Origin of the sequence: Parasphingomonas halimpatiens, assembly GCF_036663795.1 — a bacterium.
In the GTDB taxonomy this organism is placed as follows: Bacteria; Pseudomonadota; Alphaproteobacteria; order Sphingomonadales; family Sphingomonadaceae; genus Sphingomonas.
The window spans coordinates 1-17464 of the sequence record NZ_JAXOJP010000057.1 but is presented as its reverse complement, the minus strand read 5'-3'; the positions used below and the strand labels follow the sequence as shown (position 1 = coordinate 17464).

Genomic DNA, 17464 nt, shown 5'->3' with positions numbered 1-17464 from the left:
CTCACATCCAATCCAGCATAAATCGACATCGGTCATCCTCCTGCCTTGGAGCACCTGCCAGGCGACTCCGTATCATGCAGGAGGATGGCTACCTCAATTACGCCACGTCCCCGAAATACCGAAATACCTTGCGTCCCCGAAATACCATGTTTGAATCACCGGCCGACAGCGGCGGGTGATCCTGCCGATACCCGATCCTTATTCCTCCGTGTCCTGCGCCTTGTGCGAGTCGGTGCTGGCCGGCTCGGTTGCCGGTTCCTCGTGGTGGGTGGCGGGTTCCTCGCTGCCCGACGTGGCGGCGTGGTCACCATGATCGGCCGCGCCGCCGACATCGGTGTTGCCGGTAATCGTCGCGCCGCCGCCCGTCCGCCGTAGCGCCGCCTGAGGCCGCGCCACGCCCGGCGCGCCCGCGACGAACGCTTGCGGCGCGGGCGCGGCGGCGTTGGCCGTGGCGGGCAGCGTGGCCGGGCCGGCGGTGGATGCGCTTGCGTTCGCGCTGAAGAAGATGGGCTTGATCGCGCCGGAAAGCGCAATAAGCCCGGCGACCAGGCCGCTGAGTGCCGTGACGAGCCCGATGATATTGGTCAGTCGCGATTTCTGTTCTTCGGCCATCCCGTCATCCCCCGATCGCCAATATCGCTTCCCCGAGCGCCAATTTCGCCAAAAAACGACCGGAGAGCAAGTAGGGCGTCAAACGACTGTACGGATGACAAATATCGTCTGTCGCGGCGATTTTTCCGGGCAGTTGTAGTGTGGAGGGCCCCCGCTATACTTGTCGCGACTCTGGGGGGAGCCACCGACGTGACCGAACATGCCATCGCCGACGCGCGCGAGCCCGACGGCGCGCCGCGTATTGCCAGCCTCGACATCATGCGCGGCATCGCCATTCTCGGCATCCTGTTCATGAACATCGACGGCATGGGTGGTTCGATGAACGCCGGGCATGGCTGGGCGCTGCTGCTCGGCTGGACCGTGCCGGACCAGATTGCCTGGTTCCTGCGCCAGATCGTCGCCGACGGCACGGCACGCTGCATGCTCGAAATGCTGTTCGGCGCCGGCATGGTGATCCTGACCGACCGGACCGCCGCGGCGGCGGGCCGCTGGGCCGGGGTGCGGCGTTATTATGTGCGCAATCTCATCCTGTCCGCCTTCGGCATGGTGCATATCTTTATCCTGCTGTGGCCGGGCGACATCCTGCACATCTATGGCCTGACTGCGCTGATCGTCTTTCCGCTGCGGCGGCTGCGGCCGCGCTGGCAGTTGCTGCTCGGCGTGACCTTCATGGTCTACAGTCTGGTGACGGGTGCGGGCGAAGTGCGCAGCGTGGCGCAGGAAAATGCCCTGGTCGCCAGCGCCGCGCAGCATCGCGCCGCCGGACAGCCGGTGACCGCCGACGAGGCAAAGGCGGTCAAGAGCAACGATAAATGGCATGCGAAGGTTGCGGAGCAGAAGCACATGATCGCGGTCGAAAATGACGCGCGTTCGGGTAGCTTCGCGTCATGGCGCGCGGCGCTGATCGGCATCTACACCATGCTGCTCGGCCGCGGTGCGCCGCTGATGTGGTTGTGGGAGGCCGGCGCGACGATGCTGATCGGCACCGCGTTGTTCCGGATGGGGATATTGTCGGGGCAGCGCAGCGCACGCTTCTACGGCGGGATGCTGATCGTCGGCTATGGCCTCGCAATCCCCTTGCGCGCGATTGGCGCGTGGCAGACCAGCCAGTTCGGCGACGGCATCTCGATCGAATGGTCGACGAACGAGCTCGCCCGGGTGGCGATGACGCTCGGGCATGTCGCGCTGATCCACCTGCTGCTCGGCACGGCGCGCGGGCGGGCGCTGCTGTCGCCCTTCACCGCCGCCGGGCGCACCGCGCTGTCGCTCTATATCTGCCAGTCGTTGATCGGGCTGTGGCTGCTCTATCCGCCCTTCGCGCTGGGGCTGTACGGCAAGATGGGCTGGGCCGGCTTCATGCTGACCGCGCTGGCGATCGACGCGCTGTTGCTGGTGGTGGCGAACTGGTGGGTGGTGCGGTTCGAGGTCGCGCCGGTGGAGTGGGCATGGCGCTCGCTTGCGGGGTGGCGGATGCTGCGGTTCCAGCGGAAGCGGATGAGCTTGGTGGCTGTTGCCGGTTGATAGCGGCATTTCGGGTTAGATGCGGTAAGATTCCCTCGATTCGAGATTCGTCAAACCGGATGCAGCGGCACTGATACCGGGCTTGTTACGAGGGACAATGTAAATTCAACCTATTGCAGAAAGACTGCGGATGCCACCGAAATGGAAAGGCTGAAATATCTGCTGATTTGGGTCGTTGTTTCAGCTCTTGTGGGCGTGGTGGCGCATTATCTATCTGGTGTTGGCTTCGTGGTTGGATTCGTCCTTTCGATGATTGCTCTGACACTCAACGGTTTGATAATCGGTCGCGAAGATTCAATCTGACGGCGTTCGGTGACTCGGAACGGGACGTGACGTACGATGGCGAAATTGTCTTCCAAGCTGCGCAAGCTCGATGCGGCATTGCTCGATCTCCCGTCCGACGAGGCGATGGGGCTCAGCGAGTTCGACGGGTTTTGCGCCGGCCTGCTGGTCTGCCCCGACCTCGTCATGCCCGGGGAATGGCTGTCATGGGTATGGGGCGAGGAAGAGGGCGGCGAACCGGTGTTCGACGACCTGGCCGATGCGCGCAGGCTGATCGCGATGGTGACCGATCACTACAATGACGTGGCGACGACGTTGCACCGCCGGCAGGGCGACTATGCCGCGATCTACGACGTCGACACGCGGCATGACGAGACCCTGTGGGAAATATGGGTCGAGGGTTTCGCGGCGGCGATCGAACTACGGCCGGAAAGCTGGACCGCGATGGTCCGGGGCTTCGACGAGGACGCCGCCGCGGCATTTTCGTGCCTGGTCGTCCTGATCGAGATCGCCCGGGGGGAAAGCGACCTTTCGGCGGAGACGAGCGAGGAAATGACGCAAAGCGCGCCCGGCCTGATTCCGGGACTGGTCGAGACGCTGTACGATGCGCGGCTGCGCCTCGATCAGGGGCCGCTCGCCGCGCCGGCCGCCGGCCCGGTAACGCGCGGCAAGACCGGGCGCAACGACCCGTGCCCGTGCGGATCGGGAAAGAAGTACAAGAAGTGCTGCGGGTTGAACTGAGGGTTGTTGCGGTGGCGATGGTCCGTTCGACGCAAGCCCGGGTGGGGACGACGTGAACGTGACGATCTGTGGTTCATAGGGTAGTTTAGTATTGCGTCACCGTAACTGTGACGCGGATTGCGATTACGCGGGTCGATCTGTCGCGTCGAACTCCTTTGCCGGTATGAACTCGGTCACAAAGCCTTCCCGCCACCCGGTCACGCCGAGTGTTACGGGGTGGATGTTGAAGCCTTCGGGAAAGTCGCGAAATCCTGGCTGATCGCGCAAACGATCGACTGCTTCCGCCGCTTCGGCTTCGGTTGCGTAGATGCCGATGTGCAGCTCGGTATCCTCATGATCGGGATATTCGCGCTCGAACCAAAGATCATAAACGATTGTCATGGCGCCGATCTACCTGATCGCCGTCGGCGGTGACAACGACATCGGTGCCAAGGGCAACGCAATGCTATCCTCAGGTTACAGGTACCAAGCCTAGTTCGTCGGACTGCCGCCGTCGTTAGATGCCAGCCGCCGCGCGAAGTGCACTTCGACCGCGCGCAGGATGCTTTCGGCGATGCGCTTGCGGCCGTCGGCTGAGTCGATGAACGCCGCGTCGGTCGGGTTGGAGATATAGCCGGTCTCGAACAGGATCGATGGCATGTCGGGTGCCTTCAGCACCATCAGCGAGGCCATGCGGTGGAAGTTGGGCTTGACCGGGATCAGCGGCTGCGCCTCGCGGCCGAGCAGGCGGGCGAAGCTCGCCGAGTTGTTCATCGTCTCACGCTGCGTCAGGTCGATCAGGATCGACGAGATGTCGGCGGTGGTCGAGGCGAGGTTGACGCCCGAGATGATGTCGGCCTTGTTCTCGCGCGCCGCGAGCCGCGCGGCTTCCTTGTCGGAGGCGACTTCGGACAGGGTGTAGACCGAGGCGCCCGAGGCGGTGCCGGCGCCGACGCTGTCGCAGTGGACCGAGATGAACAGGTCGGCGTGGAGCTTGCGCGCGATGCCGTAGCGTTCCTGCAGCACGAGGAAGCGATCGTCCTCACGCGTCAGCGCGACGCGCACCCGGCCCGAGGCGACGAGCTCGTCGCGGATCGCGCGGGCGATGCGCAAGGTGACGTCCTTTTCGCGGCGCCCGTCGAGCGGCGAGATCGCGCCGGGATCGACGCCGCCATGCCCGGCGTCGATCACCACCAGCGGTCGGCTGTCATCGTCGCCATAGATGCGCGGCAGCGCCAGCGTGCGGCTCGGCGTCGGGACGGCCTGGGTCACCTCATATTGTCGCGCCGGCGCCTCGCCGCCGAAGCTGAACGGCGGCAGGAAGCGCAGCCGCCCTTCGGCCGCGGCGCGGGCGAAGCCGGCATCGTCGACGGTGCGCAATTCGAGCGTCAGCTCGCGACCGTCGCGGCCGAACACGCCCTCGGTCACGATCGCGGGGCGGGCGAGATCGAACACGATGCGTGCGCCGCCGCCATGCCAGCCCTGGCGTACCCCGGCGACAAGCCCCGACCCTTCCGCATCGCGCCCCGGCGTGGCGCCATCGACATCGAGCGCGATTCGCGTCGGCCCGGCGAGCAGGAACGCCGACGCATCGGCGACGCTCTGATCGAAGCGCACGACGATACGGTCGCTCTTGATGTCGACATGCTGCACGGTAGCGGCCCATCCGGGCGTGCCGGCAAACCAGCAGGCCAGCAGGGCGAGAAGGAATGACACAGGGCTACAATGCCGTGCCGAGGGGGCGCGGGTCCAGAGAAAAGGCATGGGCGAGATGTTCCCGCTTGGATTCAATAACAGCGGCCGGGTTAGCCGGGCGGCCGTGACCTCACGGTGAAACGACGGGGTTAACCGGCAAGTAGGCATGAAATTGCCGGCAAGGCGGCAAAAACGTGCCGGTTGCTGCGCCGCTCATTGGGTGCTAGTCATCAAAATGCTCGAACAAGCGACTGTTTTTCGCCGTTCGACACCAACGGCCGCCCCGGCTTTCTCCGTCGCGGTTTATCCAGGTTGACGTTCGCATGCCGTATTTCCTCGCACCCGCACACCGTTCGGCACTCGCCGATCGGGACGCGGGCGTGCGAGGTGTCCTGGGCCACCGGCCCGGACGTGCGGTGCGAGCAGAGGCGTTCACCAACTTCATCCTTCCGGCCGGCGCGTTCGCCGACGGGAGGCTGCACCCACATCGCGCGCGGCTAGCGCTGACAGCGTCCGGACCGCGCGCCCGGAGACTATTACATGACCATGCGTATGCTGATCGACGCACGCCACCGGGAAGAAACCCGCGTGGCCGTCGTCAAAGGGAACCGGATCGAGGAGTTTGATTTCGAATCTGCCGAGCGCAAGCAGCTCAAGGGCAATATCTATCTCGCCAAGGTAACCCGTGTCGAACCGTCGCTGCAGGCGGCGTTCATCGATTATGGTGGCAATCGCCACGGGTTCCTGGCGTTCAGCGAAATCCATCCCGATTACTATCAGATCCCCAAGGAGGATCGCGAGGCGCTGCTGCGCGAAGAGGCCGAGCACGCCGCCGAGGAGGCCGCGCTGCGCGCCGAGCAGGACGCGGATGACGAGCTGCACGGCGAGGAATTCGCCGACGACGACTATCACGGCGATGACGGCCATGACGACGATCGCGACCCCGATGAGGAGACGGTCGAGCGTTTCGAGGACGATGGCGGGCTCGATCCCGATATCGCCGCCGAGCAGGAAAATGGCGGCAAGGGCGGCCGTGGTCGCGGACGCGGCCGTCGCCGTGGCGGCTCCGACGAAGCGGTGGAGGATCTGCGCGAGCGTCGCATGAACCTGCGCCGTCGCTACAAGATCCAGGACGTCATCCGGCGCCGCCAGGTGCTGCTGGTCCAGGTCGTCAAGGAAGAGCGCGGCAACAAGGGCGCTGCGCTGACCACCTATCTGAGCCTCGCCGGCCGTTATTGCGTGCTGATGCCCAACACGTCGCATGGCGGCGGGATCAGCCGCAAGATTTCGAACGCGGGCGACCGCAAGCGTTTGAAGTCGATCATGGCCGACATGAAGCTGCCCGCGTCGATGGGCTGCATCGTGCGCACCGCCGGGCTGCAGCGCACCAAGGTCGAGATCAAGCGCGACTTCGACTATCTCGCGCGGCTGTGGGACGGCATTCGCGAGACGACGCTGTCATCGTCGGCGCCGGCGCTGGTCTATGGCGACAGCGACCTGATCAAGCGTGCGATTCGCGACATCTATAATCGCGAGATCGACGAGGTGATCGTCGAGGGCGAGGAAGGCTATCGCCAGGCCAAGGACTTCATGAAGCTGCTGATGCCCAGCCATGCACGGCGGGTGAAGCATTATTCCGACCCCGTGCCGCTGTTCCAGCGCGCGCATGTCGAGGACCAGCTGTCGGCGATGTACCACCCGGTGGTGCAGCTAAAGTCGGGCGGTTACCTGGTGATCAACCCGACCGAGGCGCTGGTGTCGATCGACATCAACTCGGGGCGTTCGACGCGCGAGCATAATATCGAGCAGACCGCGACCGCGACCAACCTCGAAGCGACGCATGAGATCGCCCGCCAGCTGCGGCTGCGCGACATGGCCGGCCTCGTCGTCATCGACTTCATCGACATGGACAACAATTCCAATGTCCGGAAGGTCGAGAAGGCGATGAAGGAGGCGCTCAAGAACGATCGCGCCCGCATCCAGGTCGGCCGCATCTCGAGCTTCGGGCTGATGGAGATGAGCCGCCAGCGGCTGCGCACCGGCGTGCTCGAGGCATCGACGCGCCAGTGCCCGCATTGCGAGGGTACCGGCCTGGTCCGCACCGCCTCGTCGGCGGGGCTGTCGGCGCTGCGCATGATCGAGGACGAGGCGGCGCAGGGGCGCGGGTCGCAGCTGTTGCTGCGCGCCAGCACCGAAGCGGCGGTTTACGTGCTCAACCGCAAGCGCGCCGAACTGGCCGAGATCGAGGACCGTTACGGCGTGTTCGTCGAGATCGTGCCCGATGGCGAGCAGGAAGGCGCGCGCATGTCGGTCGAGGTCTCCGGACCGCCGCCGGCGCACGCGCCGCGCTTCGACGCGCCGATCGAGGAGATCGACGACGATCTGCCCGAGGATATCGAGGACGAGATCGAGGAAGAAGAAGAGGAGGAGGTCGAGGCACCGCGCGCCGCGCGTCCGCCGCGTGAGGAACGGGGCGAGGGCACCGAGGCCGAGCGCGCCGAGGGACGCAAGCGCCGCCGCCGTCGCGGCCGTCGCGGTCGCAATCGCGAGGAAGGCGATGTCCGCTCGGGCGACGCCGAGGGCGATGCAACCCACGCTGCCGAAGATGACGAGGGTGTCGAGAGCGACGTCGAGGTCGAGGCCGAGGGTGAAGAAGCCCCGCGCGAGGCCGGTGCCGAAGGCGAGGGCGGCGAGCGCGGTGAAGGCCGTCGTCGTCGCGGTCGTCGCGGTCGTCGCGGTGGCCGTCGCCCGGAGGGCGAGCGGGCCGAAGGCGAAGCCGGCGAAGCGTCGGGCGAAGATGTCGTGCAGGCGGAAGCTGAGGCCGAGACCCCGGCCGAAGTCGCACCGGAGCCGGTCGTCGAGGAGGAGGCGCCCAAAAAGGGCCGTCGCCGTCCGCGCGCCCGGGCTGCCGATGCGGTAGCCGCCGTGGCGGCACCCGTCGCTGCGCCGGTCGAGGTTGCCGAAGCCGTCGAAGCAGCGCCCGAGCCGGCCGCCAAACCGAAGCGCTCGCGCAAAAAGGCCGCGCCCGAGGCCGCTCCGGTCGAGGTTGTCGCGGTGTCGCCTGAGCCGGTCGCCGAGGAAGCACCGGTCGCGGAAGCCCCGACGGAAGAAGCCAAGCCGAAGCGCCGCGCACCGCGTCGCAAGGCGGCCGAGGCCGCGCTAGAAGCCGTTGCCGATGTCGCGGCCGAAGAGGCGCCGGCGCTGGCACCGATCGAATCCGCGCCGACGCCGGCCGTGCAGAAGCCTGCCGCGCTGGCTTCGGATGCCGAGGCAGATGCCGACGAGAATGCCGATCCGGGCGAGGCGGGCTCGCCGCGCCGGGGCTGGTGGCAGCGCACCTTCGGCGCGTAAAGGGCAGGGAAGGGGCGCGCCCGTCGCGCCCCTTCACCCCCGGTTCAGCCCGACCGGGCGAGGGATGGTGGCGATGAACGCGACAAACAGGATAAGGCGGGCGACATGCGCAGGCTGAATCGGTTCATCTCGGCTCTCGCCGCCGCCATGATGTTGTGGGTGCAGCCCGCCGCGGCGCAGTCGATCCTGCGCGACGCCGAGACCGAATCGCTGTTCGCCGACATGTCGCGGCCGCTGATCCTGGCGGCGGGCCTCTCACCCAACAACGTCAAGGTCGTGCTGATCAACGACGATTCGATCAATGCCTTCGTCGTCGGCGGGCAGACCGTCTATGTCCATTCCGGCCTGCTCAAGGTCGCCGACAATGCCAACCAGGTGCAGGGCGTGATTGCCCACGAACTCGGCCATATCGCCGACGGCCATGTCGTGCTGGGCGATGCCGGGGCGAAGCCGGCGCTGGGCATCTCGATCCTTTCGCTGGTGCTCGGCATCGCGGCGATCGCGGCCGGGGCGGGCGATGCAGGGGCAGGCATCCTCGCCGCCGGCCAGACTGCCGCGCAATATAAATATCTCGCCTTCAGCCGCGTGCAGGAGGCCACCGCCGACGCGACGGGCGCCAAGTTCCTGCGTGAGTCCGGCATTACCGGCAAGGGCATGCTGACCTTCTTCAAGAAGCTGCAGAATGAGGAATATGCTTATGGCCTGTCGAACATCGACCCCTATGCACAGAGCCATCCGCTGTCCGGCGACCGCGTTGCCGCACTGACCGCCGATGTGGTCAACTCGCCGGCCTATAACAAGGCGCCCGACCCGTCGCTCGACGTGCGGCTGTTGCGGGTGAAGGCCAAGCTGATGGGTTATGTCGCGCCCTATCAGCAGACGCTCAACGCCTATCCCGATACCGATCAGACGATCTACGGCCATTATGCCCGCGCTTATGCGTGGCACAAGGCTGGCTACCCGGACCGTGCCGATGCCGAGGCCAATGCGCTGGTCAAGGCCGACCCCGAGGACCCTTATTTCCTCGAAATCAAGGGGCAGATCCTGCTCGAGGCGGGCAGGCCGAAGGAGGCGCTGGCGCCGCTCCGCGCGGCGACCGAAAAGTCGCGCAACGCGCCGCTGATCGCGACGACCTTCGGCCATGCGTTGATCGCGACCGAGGACAAGGCCAATTACCCCGAAGCGGTGAAGGTGTTGCGCAGCGCGGTCGCGCGCGACGACGACAATCCCTTCGCCTGGTATCAGCTCGGCACCGTCTATGAGCTGACCGGCGATCAGCCGCGCGCGATGCTGGCGACCGCCGAGACCGCGAGCCTCAACGGCGATGTGCGCACCGCTGCTTTCACCGCGCGCAACGCGATGCAGGGGCTGCCGCCCAATTCGAGCGACTGGATCCGCGCGCAGGACATTGCGCTGACCGCGCAGAACGAGATCGACGACAACCCCGACAAATATAAGCGCCGGCGCTGATGATGGCGGTGTCACGCAGGACGCTGGCGCTGGTCGCGGCGGCCTCGGCGCTGGTCGGGGCGGGGGCGATGCGGGGCGGCGCGCGGCTGACCGGCACGAGCGCGCCGATCAGCGAGGCGCAGGCGCGCGGCTATGTGCTCGATCATCCCGAGATGCTGAGCGGGCTGATCGACAGCGCGCGCGTGCGGATGAGCGCGGCGGCGGTCGCGGCGAACCGCAAGGCGATCTTCGAGCCCTATGCCGGGGCATGGGCCGGGAACCCCAAGGGCGACCTGACGATCGTCGAATATTTCGATTATAATTGCGGCTATTGCCGCGCCACCCTGCCGATCGTCGCGAAACTGCTGGCGAGCGACCCGAAGCTGCGCGTGGTGTACCGTGAGTGGCCGATTCTGAGCGCGGAGAGCGGCGACGCGGCCAAGCTCAGTCTCGCGGCGGCCGAGCAGGGCAAGTTCATGGCCTTCCATACCGCACTCTATGACGGCGGTCCCGTGACGCCCGCGAGCATGGCGGCCGCGGCGAAATCAGCCGGGGTCGATACCGCCAAGCTTCCGGCGGGCGCGGCGCGGGCCGATGCCGAGCTCGCGCGCAACATGCACGTCGCGCGCGAAATCGGCGCGAGCGGTACGCCGACCTGGGTGATCGGCGACAAGGTGATTTCCGCGGCGATGCCGCTCGAAACGCTGCAGGCGGCGATCGCCGAGGCGCGCGCCGGCCGCTGATTGCTGCGCTTGCGAGCAGCGCGGCCGCTCCCCATTTAAGCGCGACAAGGGGATTTCATGGACAGCATCATCTCGGTCGCCGGGGTCGCCAAGACCTATGACACCGGCTTTCGCGCGCTCGACCCGGTCGATCTCGACATCCGCAAGGGCGAGATTTTCGCGCTGCTCGGGCCGAACGGCGCGGGCAAGACGACGCTCATCTCGATCATCTGCGGCATCGTCCGCCCGTCCGCCGGCACCATCACGGTCATGGGGCATGACGCGATCGGCGATTTCCGCGCCGCGCGGCGGCTGATCGGCCTGGTGCCGCAGGAACTGTCGGTCGACATGTTCGAAACGGTGCTTGCGACGGTCAAGTTCAGCCGGCGGCTGTTCGGCAAGGCGGCCGACGACGCCTATATCGAACAGGTGCTCAAGGACCTGTCGCTGTGGGACAAGCGCAAGAGCAAGGTCGCCGAGCTGTCGGGCGGGATGAAGCGCCGCGTATTGATCGCCAAGGCGCTGAGCCATGAGCCCGAGATTCTGTTCCTCGACGAGCCGACCGCCGGCGTCGACGTCGCGCTGCGCCGCGACATGTGGAAGCTGGTCCACCGGCTGCGCGAGAAGGGCACGACGATCATCCTGACGACGCATTATATCGAGGAGGCCGAGGAAATGGCCGACCGCGTCGGGGTGATCGACAAGGGCCGACTGATCCTGGTCGAGGACAAGGCGGCGCTGATGCGCAAGCTGGGCAAGCGGCGCATGCTCGTCAGCCTGCAGGAGCCGATGGCGGCGGTGCCCGCCGAGCTGGCCGAGTGGCATCTCGAACTGACGGATGAGGGCCGGCAATTGCTTTATCTGTTCGACGCGCAGGCCGAGCGCACCGGCATCCCGTCGCTGCTGCGCAAGCTGGGCGAGTTGCACATCGGCTTCAAGGATCTGGAGACCTCGAAGAGTTCGCTCGAGGATATCTTCGTCGATCTCGTCGCGAACGACCGGGCGGAGCATGCGGCATGAGCGGGATCAACTATAACGGCGTCTGGGCGATATATCGCTTCGAGATGGCGCGCGCGCTGCGGACCATCTGGCAGAGTTTGGTCACACCGGTGATCACCACAGCGCTCTATTTCATCGTGTTCGGCGGGGCGATCGGATCGCGGATGCAGCAGGTCGGCGGGGTGGGCTATGGCAGTTTCATCGTGCCCGGGCTGGTGATGCTGTCGCTGCTGACGCAGAGCATATCCAATGCTTCGCTCGGCATCTATTTTCCGAAATTCACCGGCACGATGTTCGAGCTGCTGTCGGCACCGGTGACGGCGATGGAGATGGTCGTCGGCTTCGTCGGCGCGGCGGCGACCAAGTCGGTCGTGCTCGGGCTGATCATCCTTGCCACCTCGGGCTTCTTCGTGCCGCTGCACATCGCGCATCCCTTTGCGATGCTGGCCTTCCTCGTGCTGACCAGCCTCGCCTTCAGCCTGTTCGGCTTCATCATCGGCATCTGGGCCAAGGGCTTCGAGCAATTGTCGTTCGTACCGGCACTGCTGATCACGCCGCTGACCTTTCTCGGCGGGGCGTTCTACTCGATCGACATGCTGCCCCAGCCATGGCGGACGGTGAGCCTGTTCAACCCGGTGGTCTATTTGGTCAGCGGATTCCGCTGGGCGTTCTTCGACAAGGGCGATGTCAGCGTCGGGATCAGCCTCGGCGTGACGGCGTTCTTTCTCGTGCTGTGTCTCGGGATTGTCGGGTGGATTTTCCGCACCGGGTGGCGGCTGAAGAACTGAGCTCTTCTCCCTCTCCCCGGTGGGGAGCATCGGGTCGGTCATGCCCCCGGCATGACCTGAACGGCGCGGGGCGCCGTTCACCCGATGCTGGTTGGGGAGAGGGGCTGCCACAAACGCCATCGCCTGTGGCCACCGCTCTCCCCGACCCTCTCCCCATTAAGGGGAGAGGGAGGATCACTTGACGACCGGCAGCATCACCTTCGAGCCGGCACACACCTGCTGTGTCGCCTTCACATAATCCGCCGGTTTCGCGCGTGCGATGTTGGGGACGAAGCTCTGCGGGTTGCGGTCGATCATCGGGAACCAGCTCGACTGGATCTGCACCATGACGCGGTGGCCCTTGAGGAAGACATGGTCGTGCTCGCGAAGCGGCACGTCCCAGCTGATCACCTTGCCGGGCACCAGGGGCTGCGGCGCGATGTCGCTGGCGAGGAAGCGGCCGCGCCGGACGTCCATCGCGATCGGCAGCTGGTAACCGTTCAACGAGCGATAATAATCGCCCTGCTTGCGCTGGTCGGGGATTTTTTCGGCATCGTCGGGATAGACGTCGATCAGCTTGACGACGAAGTCGCTGTCGGTGCCGGTGGTCGTCGCCATCAGCTGCGCCGCGACATGGCCGGTGATCGTCAGGTCCTGCGCCAGCGGCGCGGTTTCATAGCTCAGCACGTCGGGGCGGTGATCGACGAAGCGCTGGTCCTCGGTTTCCCACCATGACCATTCCGGGCCGGGATAGGTCGGCGAGATCGGGCGCGGCCGGAACGGGACCGGGTTGGCGGGGTCGGAGATGAAGTCGCGGCACCCCTCGCCGGTGGCAGGAGCAGCGAACGACAGGGTGCCGTCGGCGCGAAGGTATAGGCTGGTGCTCGCGGCGCTGGCGGGCGGCCAGGCGACGTAGCTCTTCCACGCCCAGGAGCCGCTCTGGAAGCTGCGGATCTCGGCGTCGGGCTTGCTGCCCTTGTCGTGCAGCCAATAGGCGAAGAACGGCGCCTGGACCTGTTCGAGGAACTGCGTCGCGCTGTCGACGCCGTACGGCACGCGGCCGAGCGCATCGGTGCCGGGGCGGCTCCACCAACCATGCGCCCAGGGGCCGGCGACCATCGAGGCGAGCTGGTCGGGATCGTTCTGCTGTTGTTTGAAATAGATCTGCCACGAGCCCCACGGGTCCTCCTGGTCCCAGTAACCCGCGACGTTGAGCGTCGGCACCGTTACCTTGCCGAGCAGGTCGCTCCAGCGCTGGCCGGTGTAGAAAGCATCATGATTGGGGTGGTCGAGCAGGGCGGTGAACATCGGCACCTTGCCCTTGAAATAGCGCGCCTCGATATCGCCCGCCGAACCCGCTCTTAAGAACCAGTTGTAAGTGTCGAAATCGTTATATTCGAAGTCCTTGTTCTGCGTCTTGTCGAGTTGGAGCGAAGAAACCCAGTCGGTCGCGTAGCTCAGTCGCAGCGCGCCGTTGCGGTGGAGATCGTCCGATTGCCAATAGTCGATCCACGCCGCCTGCGGGCTGACGGCCTTCAGCGCAGGGTGGGGATGGGCAAGCGCGATGGCGGCGGCGAAGCCGGGATAGGAGATGCCCCACATGCCGACCTTGCCGCTGTTCTGCGGGACATGCTTGACCAGCCAGGCGATCGAATCGAACGCGTCGGTCGCCTCGTCGACTGCCTTGGGGTCATTGGGGTGAACGGCGGTGGAAAGGGTGAAGACGCCGTCGGACTTGAAGCGCCCACGCATCGACTGGAAGACGAAAATATAGCCATCCTTGTCGAGTGCCGCCCAGCTGCGCGGCACCGATTTTGGCGGGCTGCCGGGGACGCCATAGGGCGTGCGCTGGAACAGGATCGGCAGCGGGCCGATCTGGTTGCGGGGGCGGATGATGACGGTCTGCATTCGCGCACCGTCGCGCATCGGCACCATCACCTCCTCGAAAAGATAGGGCGATTGTTCGGCGGCCGGGGTGGCGGGGGCGGCCTGCGGTCGGCCGGCCGAGAGCGGCGCGGCAAGGGCGCAGAGCGCGGCGACCGCGCAGCCGAGATGAAGATATCGCATGAACTCTCCTGACCGGGACGAGCGCATGGTGTGCGGCAGGGGGGCGCGGTGTCAATCGGCGCGCGCCGGGCCGCCTGTGGCGATGTGACGTTCGGGTCGAGGGCCTGAGGCAGCACGCCCCAGGCCCCGATGATTTGCGCGTCTAAGGGCTCAGAAACTCACCCCGACGCGAGCGCCATAGGTGCGCGGCGAGTCGATATAGACATTGGCATAGGAGCCGATCACCACGCCGGCACTTTTCAGCTGGGCGGGGGTGAAGGCTGAAAAGGTCGCCGAATTTTCGAGGTTGCGGCCCCAGATGCTGAGCGTCCAGCGATCGCCGGGCGCCTTGTAGGTCAGCGAGACATCGGTCTTCCAGAAGGCGGGGTGGCGGCCCGGGAACACCGCCGAGCGGGTATAGTCGAGATATTTGCCGCTCTCGTGATGCGTGCCGACATTGCCTACCAGCTTCCCGTCATTGCCGAGCGGAATGATCTGCTCATAGCCGAGATTGAGCGTCACCTTCGGCGAGAAGGGCAGGTCGTAGCCGCGCAGGCTGGGATCGGCGACGAGCTGGAAGGTGCCATTGGGTTGCAGCACGGCGAGCTGGGTGAAGCCGCTGTCGAGGATCCGGGTGTTGAGCAGGCTGAGCCCGACCGTGACGGTGCCGCCCGGGATCACCTGGGCATTGAGGTCGATATCGGCGCCGTAGATGCGCGACCGGCGGATATTGGCGTAGGGCGACTGGAAGCCGCCGGGAACGACCGGATCGGGCACGCGCTGGGTGACCTGGAAGTTGTTGTACTTGTAATAGAAGCCCTCGACGTTCAGCTGCACGCGATTGTCGAGGAAGCGCGACTTGACGCCCAGCTGATAGGCGGTGACCTTTTGCGAGTCGTAGCGCCGGCTCAGCCCGAGATTGTTGAGCACCGCCTGGGTCGCGGTCTGATAGGCGCCGGGAAGATAGCCGGTCTGGACATTGGCATAGATCATCACATGCTTGGCGGCATCGAACTCGGCGCCAACCTTCCACGAGAAGTTGGTGAAGTCCGCGAAGTTGGAGCCGTTGATGTCGACCGGCTGTCCGCTGAGAAAGCCGCTGTCGTGCTTGATGTCCCATGACTGGCGCGCGCCGAGCTCGAAGCGCAGCGACTCGCCGGCCGGCACGATGATGTCGCCGAAGATCGCGTAGTTGCTCTCGGTCGGGCTGTGCGGCCCGTTGATCAGCGGCCCGGCCTTGTACGCCGCCTGCACGACATTGTCCTGCGCCTCGAACCGGTGCTGCAGCGCGCCGACCACGACGTTGAAGCCGTCGCGGTCGAAGTTCAGCCGCAGCTCGTTTTGCAGATCCCACGAATCCTCGACATAATAGGTCGAGGCATAGTTGACGAAGGTCGCGCCCGGCTTGTTCTGGAAGGCGTTCACCTGCGCGCCCTTGTGGCTGAAATAGCCGGTGACGTAGGACAGTTTCAGGTCGTCGGTCAGGTCGTAGATCAGCTCGCCGTTGAACAGGTACGACTTCTCGCGATTGAAGCCGCGATTGTGCCAGTCGTCGAAATTGGCGGCGCCCACGGTGCCGCTCTGTGGCACCGGCAGGACGACATAGGGATCGCCATTCGCCTCGGTCGGCCGCGGAAAATTGACCTGGGCGAAGCCGTGGCCGCTGCGGTGCATGCCGGTCGCGGAAAGGAAGATCGACAGCCGGTCGGTCGCATTTGCCTGGAAGCTGATGCGGCCCGAAATCTGGTCGAGATCGTTCTCGCCATTGGTGACGTAGCCATCATGCTTGTTGTAATCGACCGCCACGCGGAAGCCGGCGCTGTCGCTGACCGGCAGGTTGGCTGCGGCAAAGCCATGAAGCAGGCCGTAATTGCCGGTCTCGAAGCTGCCCTCGAACTTCATGCGATCGAACGTCGGACGCTTGGAACCGACCAGCACCGCGCCACCGATCCCGTAGCGCCCGTAGAGAATCCCCTGCGGCCCCTTGAGGACCTGGATATTGCCGATGTCGAACAGGGCGAATTGCTGCCCTGAGCGCGGCAGGGTCAGGCCGTCCGCCTGCATCTCGATTGCCGGCGAGGTCTGGTACTGCGCATCGGCCTGCCCGAGGCCGCGCGAAAACATGTAGACGCTCTGGCGCGATGGCTGGATGATCAGGCCGGTAACCTGCGATTGCAGGCGGACGATGTCGGTCACGCCGCGATCGACCAGTGACGCGCTGCTGATCACCTGAACGGCGGCTGCGGTACGCTGCAATGTTTCTTCGCGCTTCTGGGCGGTGACGACGATATCGCCGATGCCGCTATCCGGCGCAGCGGCGCCTGGCGCGGCCGGGGGCGTCTGGCTGGCAGGGCCGTTCGCTGGCGCGGACTGCGCTAGCGCTGCCACCGGAAACGACAAGGCGATGGCGAGCGCCGATGAACTTTTCAGTGCCGATTTGATGATCACTTCTATTATCCTCCTGGAAACTATTCTTTTTTTTGTCGGTTCAGATTGGGTGGTGCGACGTAGGTTAGGCCGATCCGCTTCCGGCGGGCGCGACGACTGGCAAGGCGGCGTGTGCTGCCCTGGCCTGGCCCGCCAGGGTGTTTTCCTCTTCGAGGACGGCGCGCTCGACCTTGTCCAACAGGGTGAGCAGTACGGTGCGTTCGCGCGGGGTGAGGTAGGTTGCGAGTAGTAACTCGGCCCGCTCATGGTGGCGAAGTACCTCCGCCAGCGCCGTTTCCCCCACCGGGGTCAGGTAGAGGCCCTTGCTGCGGCGGTCGCGGCCCTCGCGCCGCTGGACGTAGCCACGTGCCTCGAGCCGGCTGGCGACCTTCATCCCGACCGATCGATTGCCCGCCAGGGCCCGGCCCAGTGCGCTTTGATCGCATCCCGGCGAATCCCGGAGGAGAAGCAGCGCGGTCGTGTCCGCCGGGCGCAGCGGATTGCCGGCGAGGCGCCGGTAAAGGCTGCGCAACGCCGCGCAGCGCACCATGTCGAGCCGATAGCCAACGATGTCGGCTAGAATCATGCCGTCTTCCCTCCCAAGCGAATTTGTATCTGGCGATACGGTTTCGTGCAAGTTCTATTGTATCTTTCGATACGCTCCGTGGCGGTTTGAGGATGCGGAAGTGGCGCTGTGTCCGTGCTTCGCTCGCTTCGGTCGTACGCGGGTCGCATTGTTGCCGCTTAGTTTCTGCCTGTAAGAGCCTGATTCAAAAGTTTCTCAACTGATTGAGACTCTTGCGATTCTGCGGGTGATCATGCGGATGCTGGCGATGGTTGCCCATGCGGTCGAGCTTTCGATGGATCGTTCCC

14 protein-coding genes are annotated in these 17464 nt (G+C 65.5%); 8 read left to right on the top strand and 6 right to left on the bottom strand.

What is annotated here, in order from left to right; genetic code table 11:
* Window positions 1–198: 198 nt before the first annotated feature.
* Window positions 199–612 carry a hypothetical protein gene (locus tag U1839_RS25545; RefSeq protein ID WP_332806378.1) on the bottom strand — a complete coding sequence of 138 codons (414 nt, stop codon included), beginning with the start codon at window positions 610–612 and terminating at the stop codon, window positions 199–201.
* A gap of 189 nt (window positions 613–801) precedes the next feature.
* Between U1839_RS25545 and U1839_RS25540 the strand changes: the two genes are divergently transcribed.
* The 3 genes from U1839_RS25540 to U1839_RS25530 all read left to right on the top strand — a co-directional run bounded on the left by U1839_RS25540 (window position 802) and on the right by U1839_RS25530 (window position 3156).
* On the top strand, window positions 802–2133 hold the full coding sequence (locus tag U1839_RS25540; RefSeq protein ID WP_332806377.1) for a DUF418 domain-containing protein: 1332 nt from the start codon (window positions 802–804) through the stop codon (window positions 2131–2133).
* A 141-nt stretch (window positions 2134–2274) separates the two neighbouring features.
* On the top strand, window positions 2275–2436 hold the full coding sequence (locus U1839_RS25535; protein WP_332806376.1) for a hypothetical protein: 162 nt from the start codon (window positions 2275–2277) through the stop codon (window positions 2434–2436).
* 36 nt (window positions 2437–2472) lie between these two features.
* Complete coding sequence (locus U1839_RS25530; RefSeq protein WP_332806375.1) at window positions 2473–3156, top strand: UPF0149 family protein; 684 nt, start codon at window positions 2473–2475, stop codon at window positions 3154–3156.
* A 123-nt stretch (window positions 3157–3279) separates the two neighbouring features.
* Here the strand turns inward: U1839_RS25530 and U1839_RS25525 are convergent, their stop codons facing one another.
* Complete coding sequence (locus tag U1839_RS25525) at window positions 3280–3537, bottom strand: hypothetical protein (RefSeq protein ID WP_332806374.1); 258 nt, start codon at window positions 3535–3537, stop codon at window positions 3280–3282.
* A gap of 90 nt (window positions 3538–3627) precedes the next feature.
* Window positions 3628–4851 (bottom strand): N-acetylmuramoyl-L-alanine amidase, encoded by a 1224-nt coding sequence (locus U1839_RS25520; protein ID WP_332806373.1) that lies wholly within the window; start codon window positions 4849–4851, stop codon window positions 3628–3630.
* A gap of 531 nt (window positions 4852–5382) precedes the next feature.
* Here U1839_RS25520 and U1839_RS25515 point away from each other — a divergent pair.
* From U1839_RS25515 to U1839_RS25495, 5 genes are all read left to right on the top strand, one after another.
* Entirely contained in the window at window positions 5383–8181 is a 2799-nt protein-coding gene (locus U1839_RS25515; RefSeq protein WP_332806379.1) for an Rne/Rng family ribonuclease, read from the top strand.
* A 105-nt stretch (window positions 8182–8286) separates the two neighbouring features.
* Window positions 8287–9651 (top strand): M48 family metalloprotease, encoded by a 1365-nt coding sequence (locus U1839_RS25510; RefSeq protein WP_332806372.1) that lies wholly within the window; start codon window positions 8287–8289, stop codon window positions 9649–9651.
* Window positions 9651–10373, top strand: a complete 723-nt coding sequence (locus U1839_RS25505) for a DsbA family protein (RefSeq protein ID WP_332806371.1) — start codon at window positions 9651–9653, stop codon at window positions 10371–10373. Before U1839_RS25510 ends, U1839_RS25505 begins: the two co-directional genes overlap by 1 nt.
* Before the next feature lie 57 nt (window positions 10374–10430).
* Window positions 10431–11372, top strand: coding sequence for an ABC transporter ATP-binding protein (locus U1839_RS25500; RefSeq protein ID WP_332806370.1), 942 nt, complete (start codon window positions 10431–10433; stop codon window positions 11370–11372).
* Window positions 11369–12139, top strand: coding sequence for an ABC transporter permease (locus tag U1839_RS25495; protein WP_332806369.1), 771 nt, complete (start codon window positions 11369–11371; stop codon window positions 12137–12139). The genes U1839_RS25500 and U1839_RS25495 overlap by 4 nt, the downstream gene beginning before the upstream one ends.
* Before the next feature lie 174 nt (window positions 12140–12313).
* Here the strand turns inward: U1839_RS25495 and U1839_RS25490 are convergent, their stop codons facing one another.
* From U1839_RS25490 to U1839_RS25480, 3 genes are all read right to left on the bottom strand, one after another.
* A complete protein-coding gene (locus tag U1839_RS25490; protein ID WP_332806368.1) occupies window positions 12314–14185 on the bottom strand; it encodes a CocE/NonD family hydrolase in 1872 nt (623 codons plus the stop codon).
* Between the two features lie 150 nt (window positions 14186–14335).
* Complete coding sequence (locus U1839_RS25485) at window positions 14336–16612, bottom strand: TonB-dependent receptor (RefSeq protein ID WP_332806367.1); 2277 nt, start codon at window positions 16610–16612, stop codon at window positions 14336–14338.
* A 64-nt stretch (window positions 16613–16676) separates the two neighbouring features.
* Window positions 16677–17177 carry a MarR family winged helix-turn-helix transcriptional regulator gene (locus U1839_RS25480; RefSeq protein ID WP_332806366.1) on the bottom strand — a complete coding sequence of 167 codons (501 nt, stop codon included), beginning with the start codon at window positions 17175–17177 and terminating at the stop codon, window positions 16677–16679.
* Window positions 17178–17464: the final 287 nt, after the last annotated feature.

Excerpts from the sequence above, each read along its gene's own strand:
- U1839_RS25545 (WP_332806378.1), bottom strand. The coding sequence starts at position 612 with ATGGCCGAAGAACAGAAATCGCGACTGACCAATATCATCGGGCTCGTC.
- U1839_RS25535 (WP_332806376.1), top strand. The coding sequence starts at position 2,275 with ATGGAAAGGCTGAAATATCTGCTGATTTGGGTCGTTGTTTCAGCTCTT.
- U1839_RS25530 (WP_332806375.1), top strand. The coding sequence starts at position 2,473 with ATGGCGAAATTGTCTTCCAAGCTGCGCAAGCTCGATGCGGCATTGCTC.
- U1839_RS25525 (WP_332806374.1), bottom strand. The coding sequence starts at position 3,537 with ATGACAATCGTTTATGATCTTTGGTTCGAGCGCGAATATCCCGATCAT.
- U1839_RS25515 (WP_332806379.1), top strand. The coding sequence starts at position 5,383 with ATGCTGATCGACGCACGCCACCGGGAAGAAACCCGCGTGGCCGTCGTC.
- U1839_RS25510 (WP_332806372.1), top strand. The coding sequence starts at position 8,287 with ATGCGCAGGCTGAATCGGTTCATCTCGGCTCTCGCCGCCGCCATGATG.
- U1839_RS25505 (WP_332806371.1), top strand. The coding sequence starts at position 9,651 with ATGATGGCGGTGTCACGCAGGACGCTGGCGCTGGTCGCGGCGGCCTCG.
- U1839_RS25500 (WP_332806370.1), top strand. The coding sequence starts at position 10,431 with ATGGACAGCATCATCTCGGTCGCCGGGGTCGCCAAGACCTATGACACC.
- U1839_RS25495 (WP_332806369.1), top strand. The coding sequence starts at position 11,369 with ATGAGCGGGATCAACTATAACGGCGTCTGGGCGATATATCGCTTCGAG.
- U1839_RS25490 (WP_332806368.1), bottom strand. The coding sequence starts at position 14,185 with ATGCGATATCTTCATCTCGGCTGCGCGGTCGCCGCGCTCTGCGCCCTT.
- U1839_RS25480 (WP_332806366.1), bottom strand. The coding sequence starts at position 17,177 with ATGATTCTAGCCGACATCGTTGGCTATCGGCTCGACATGGTGCGCTGC.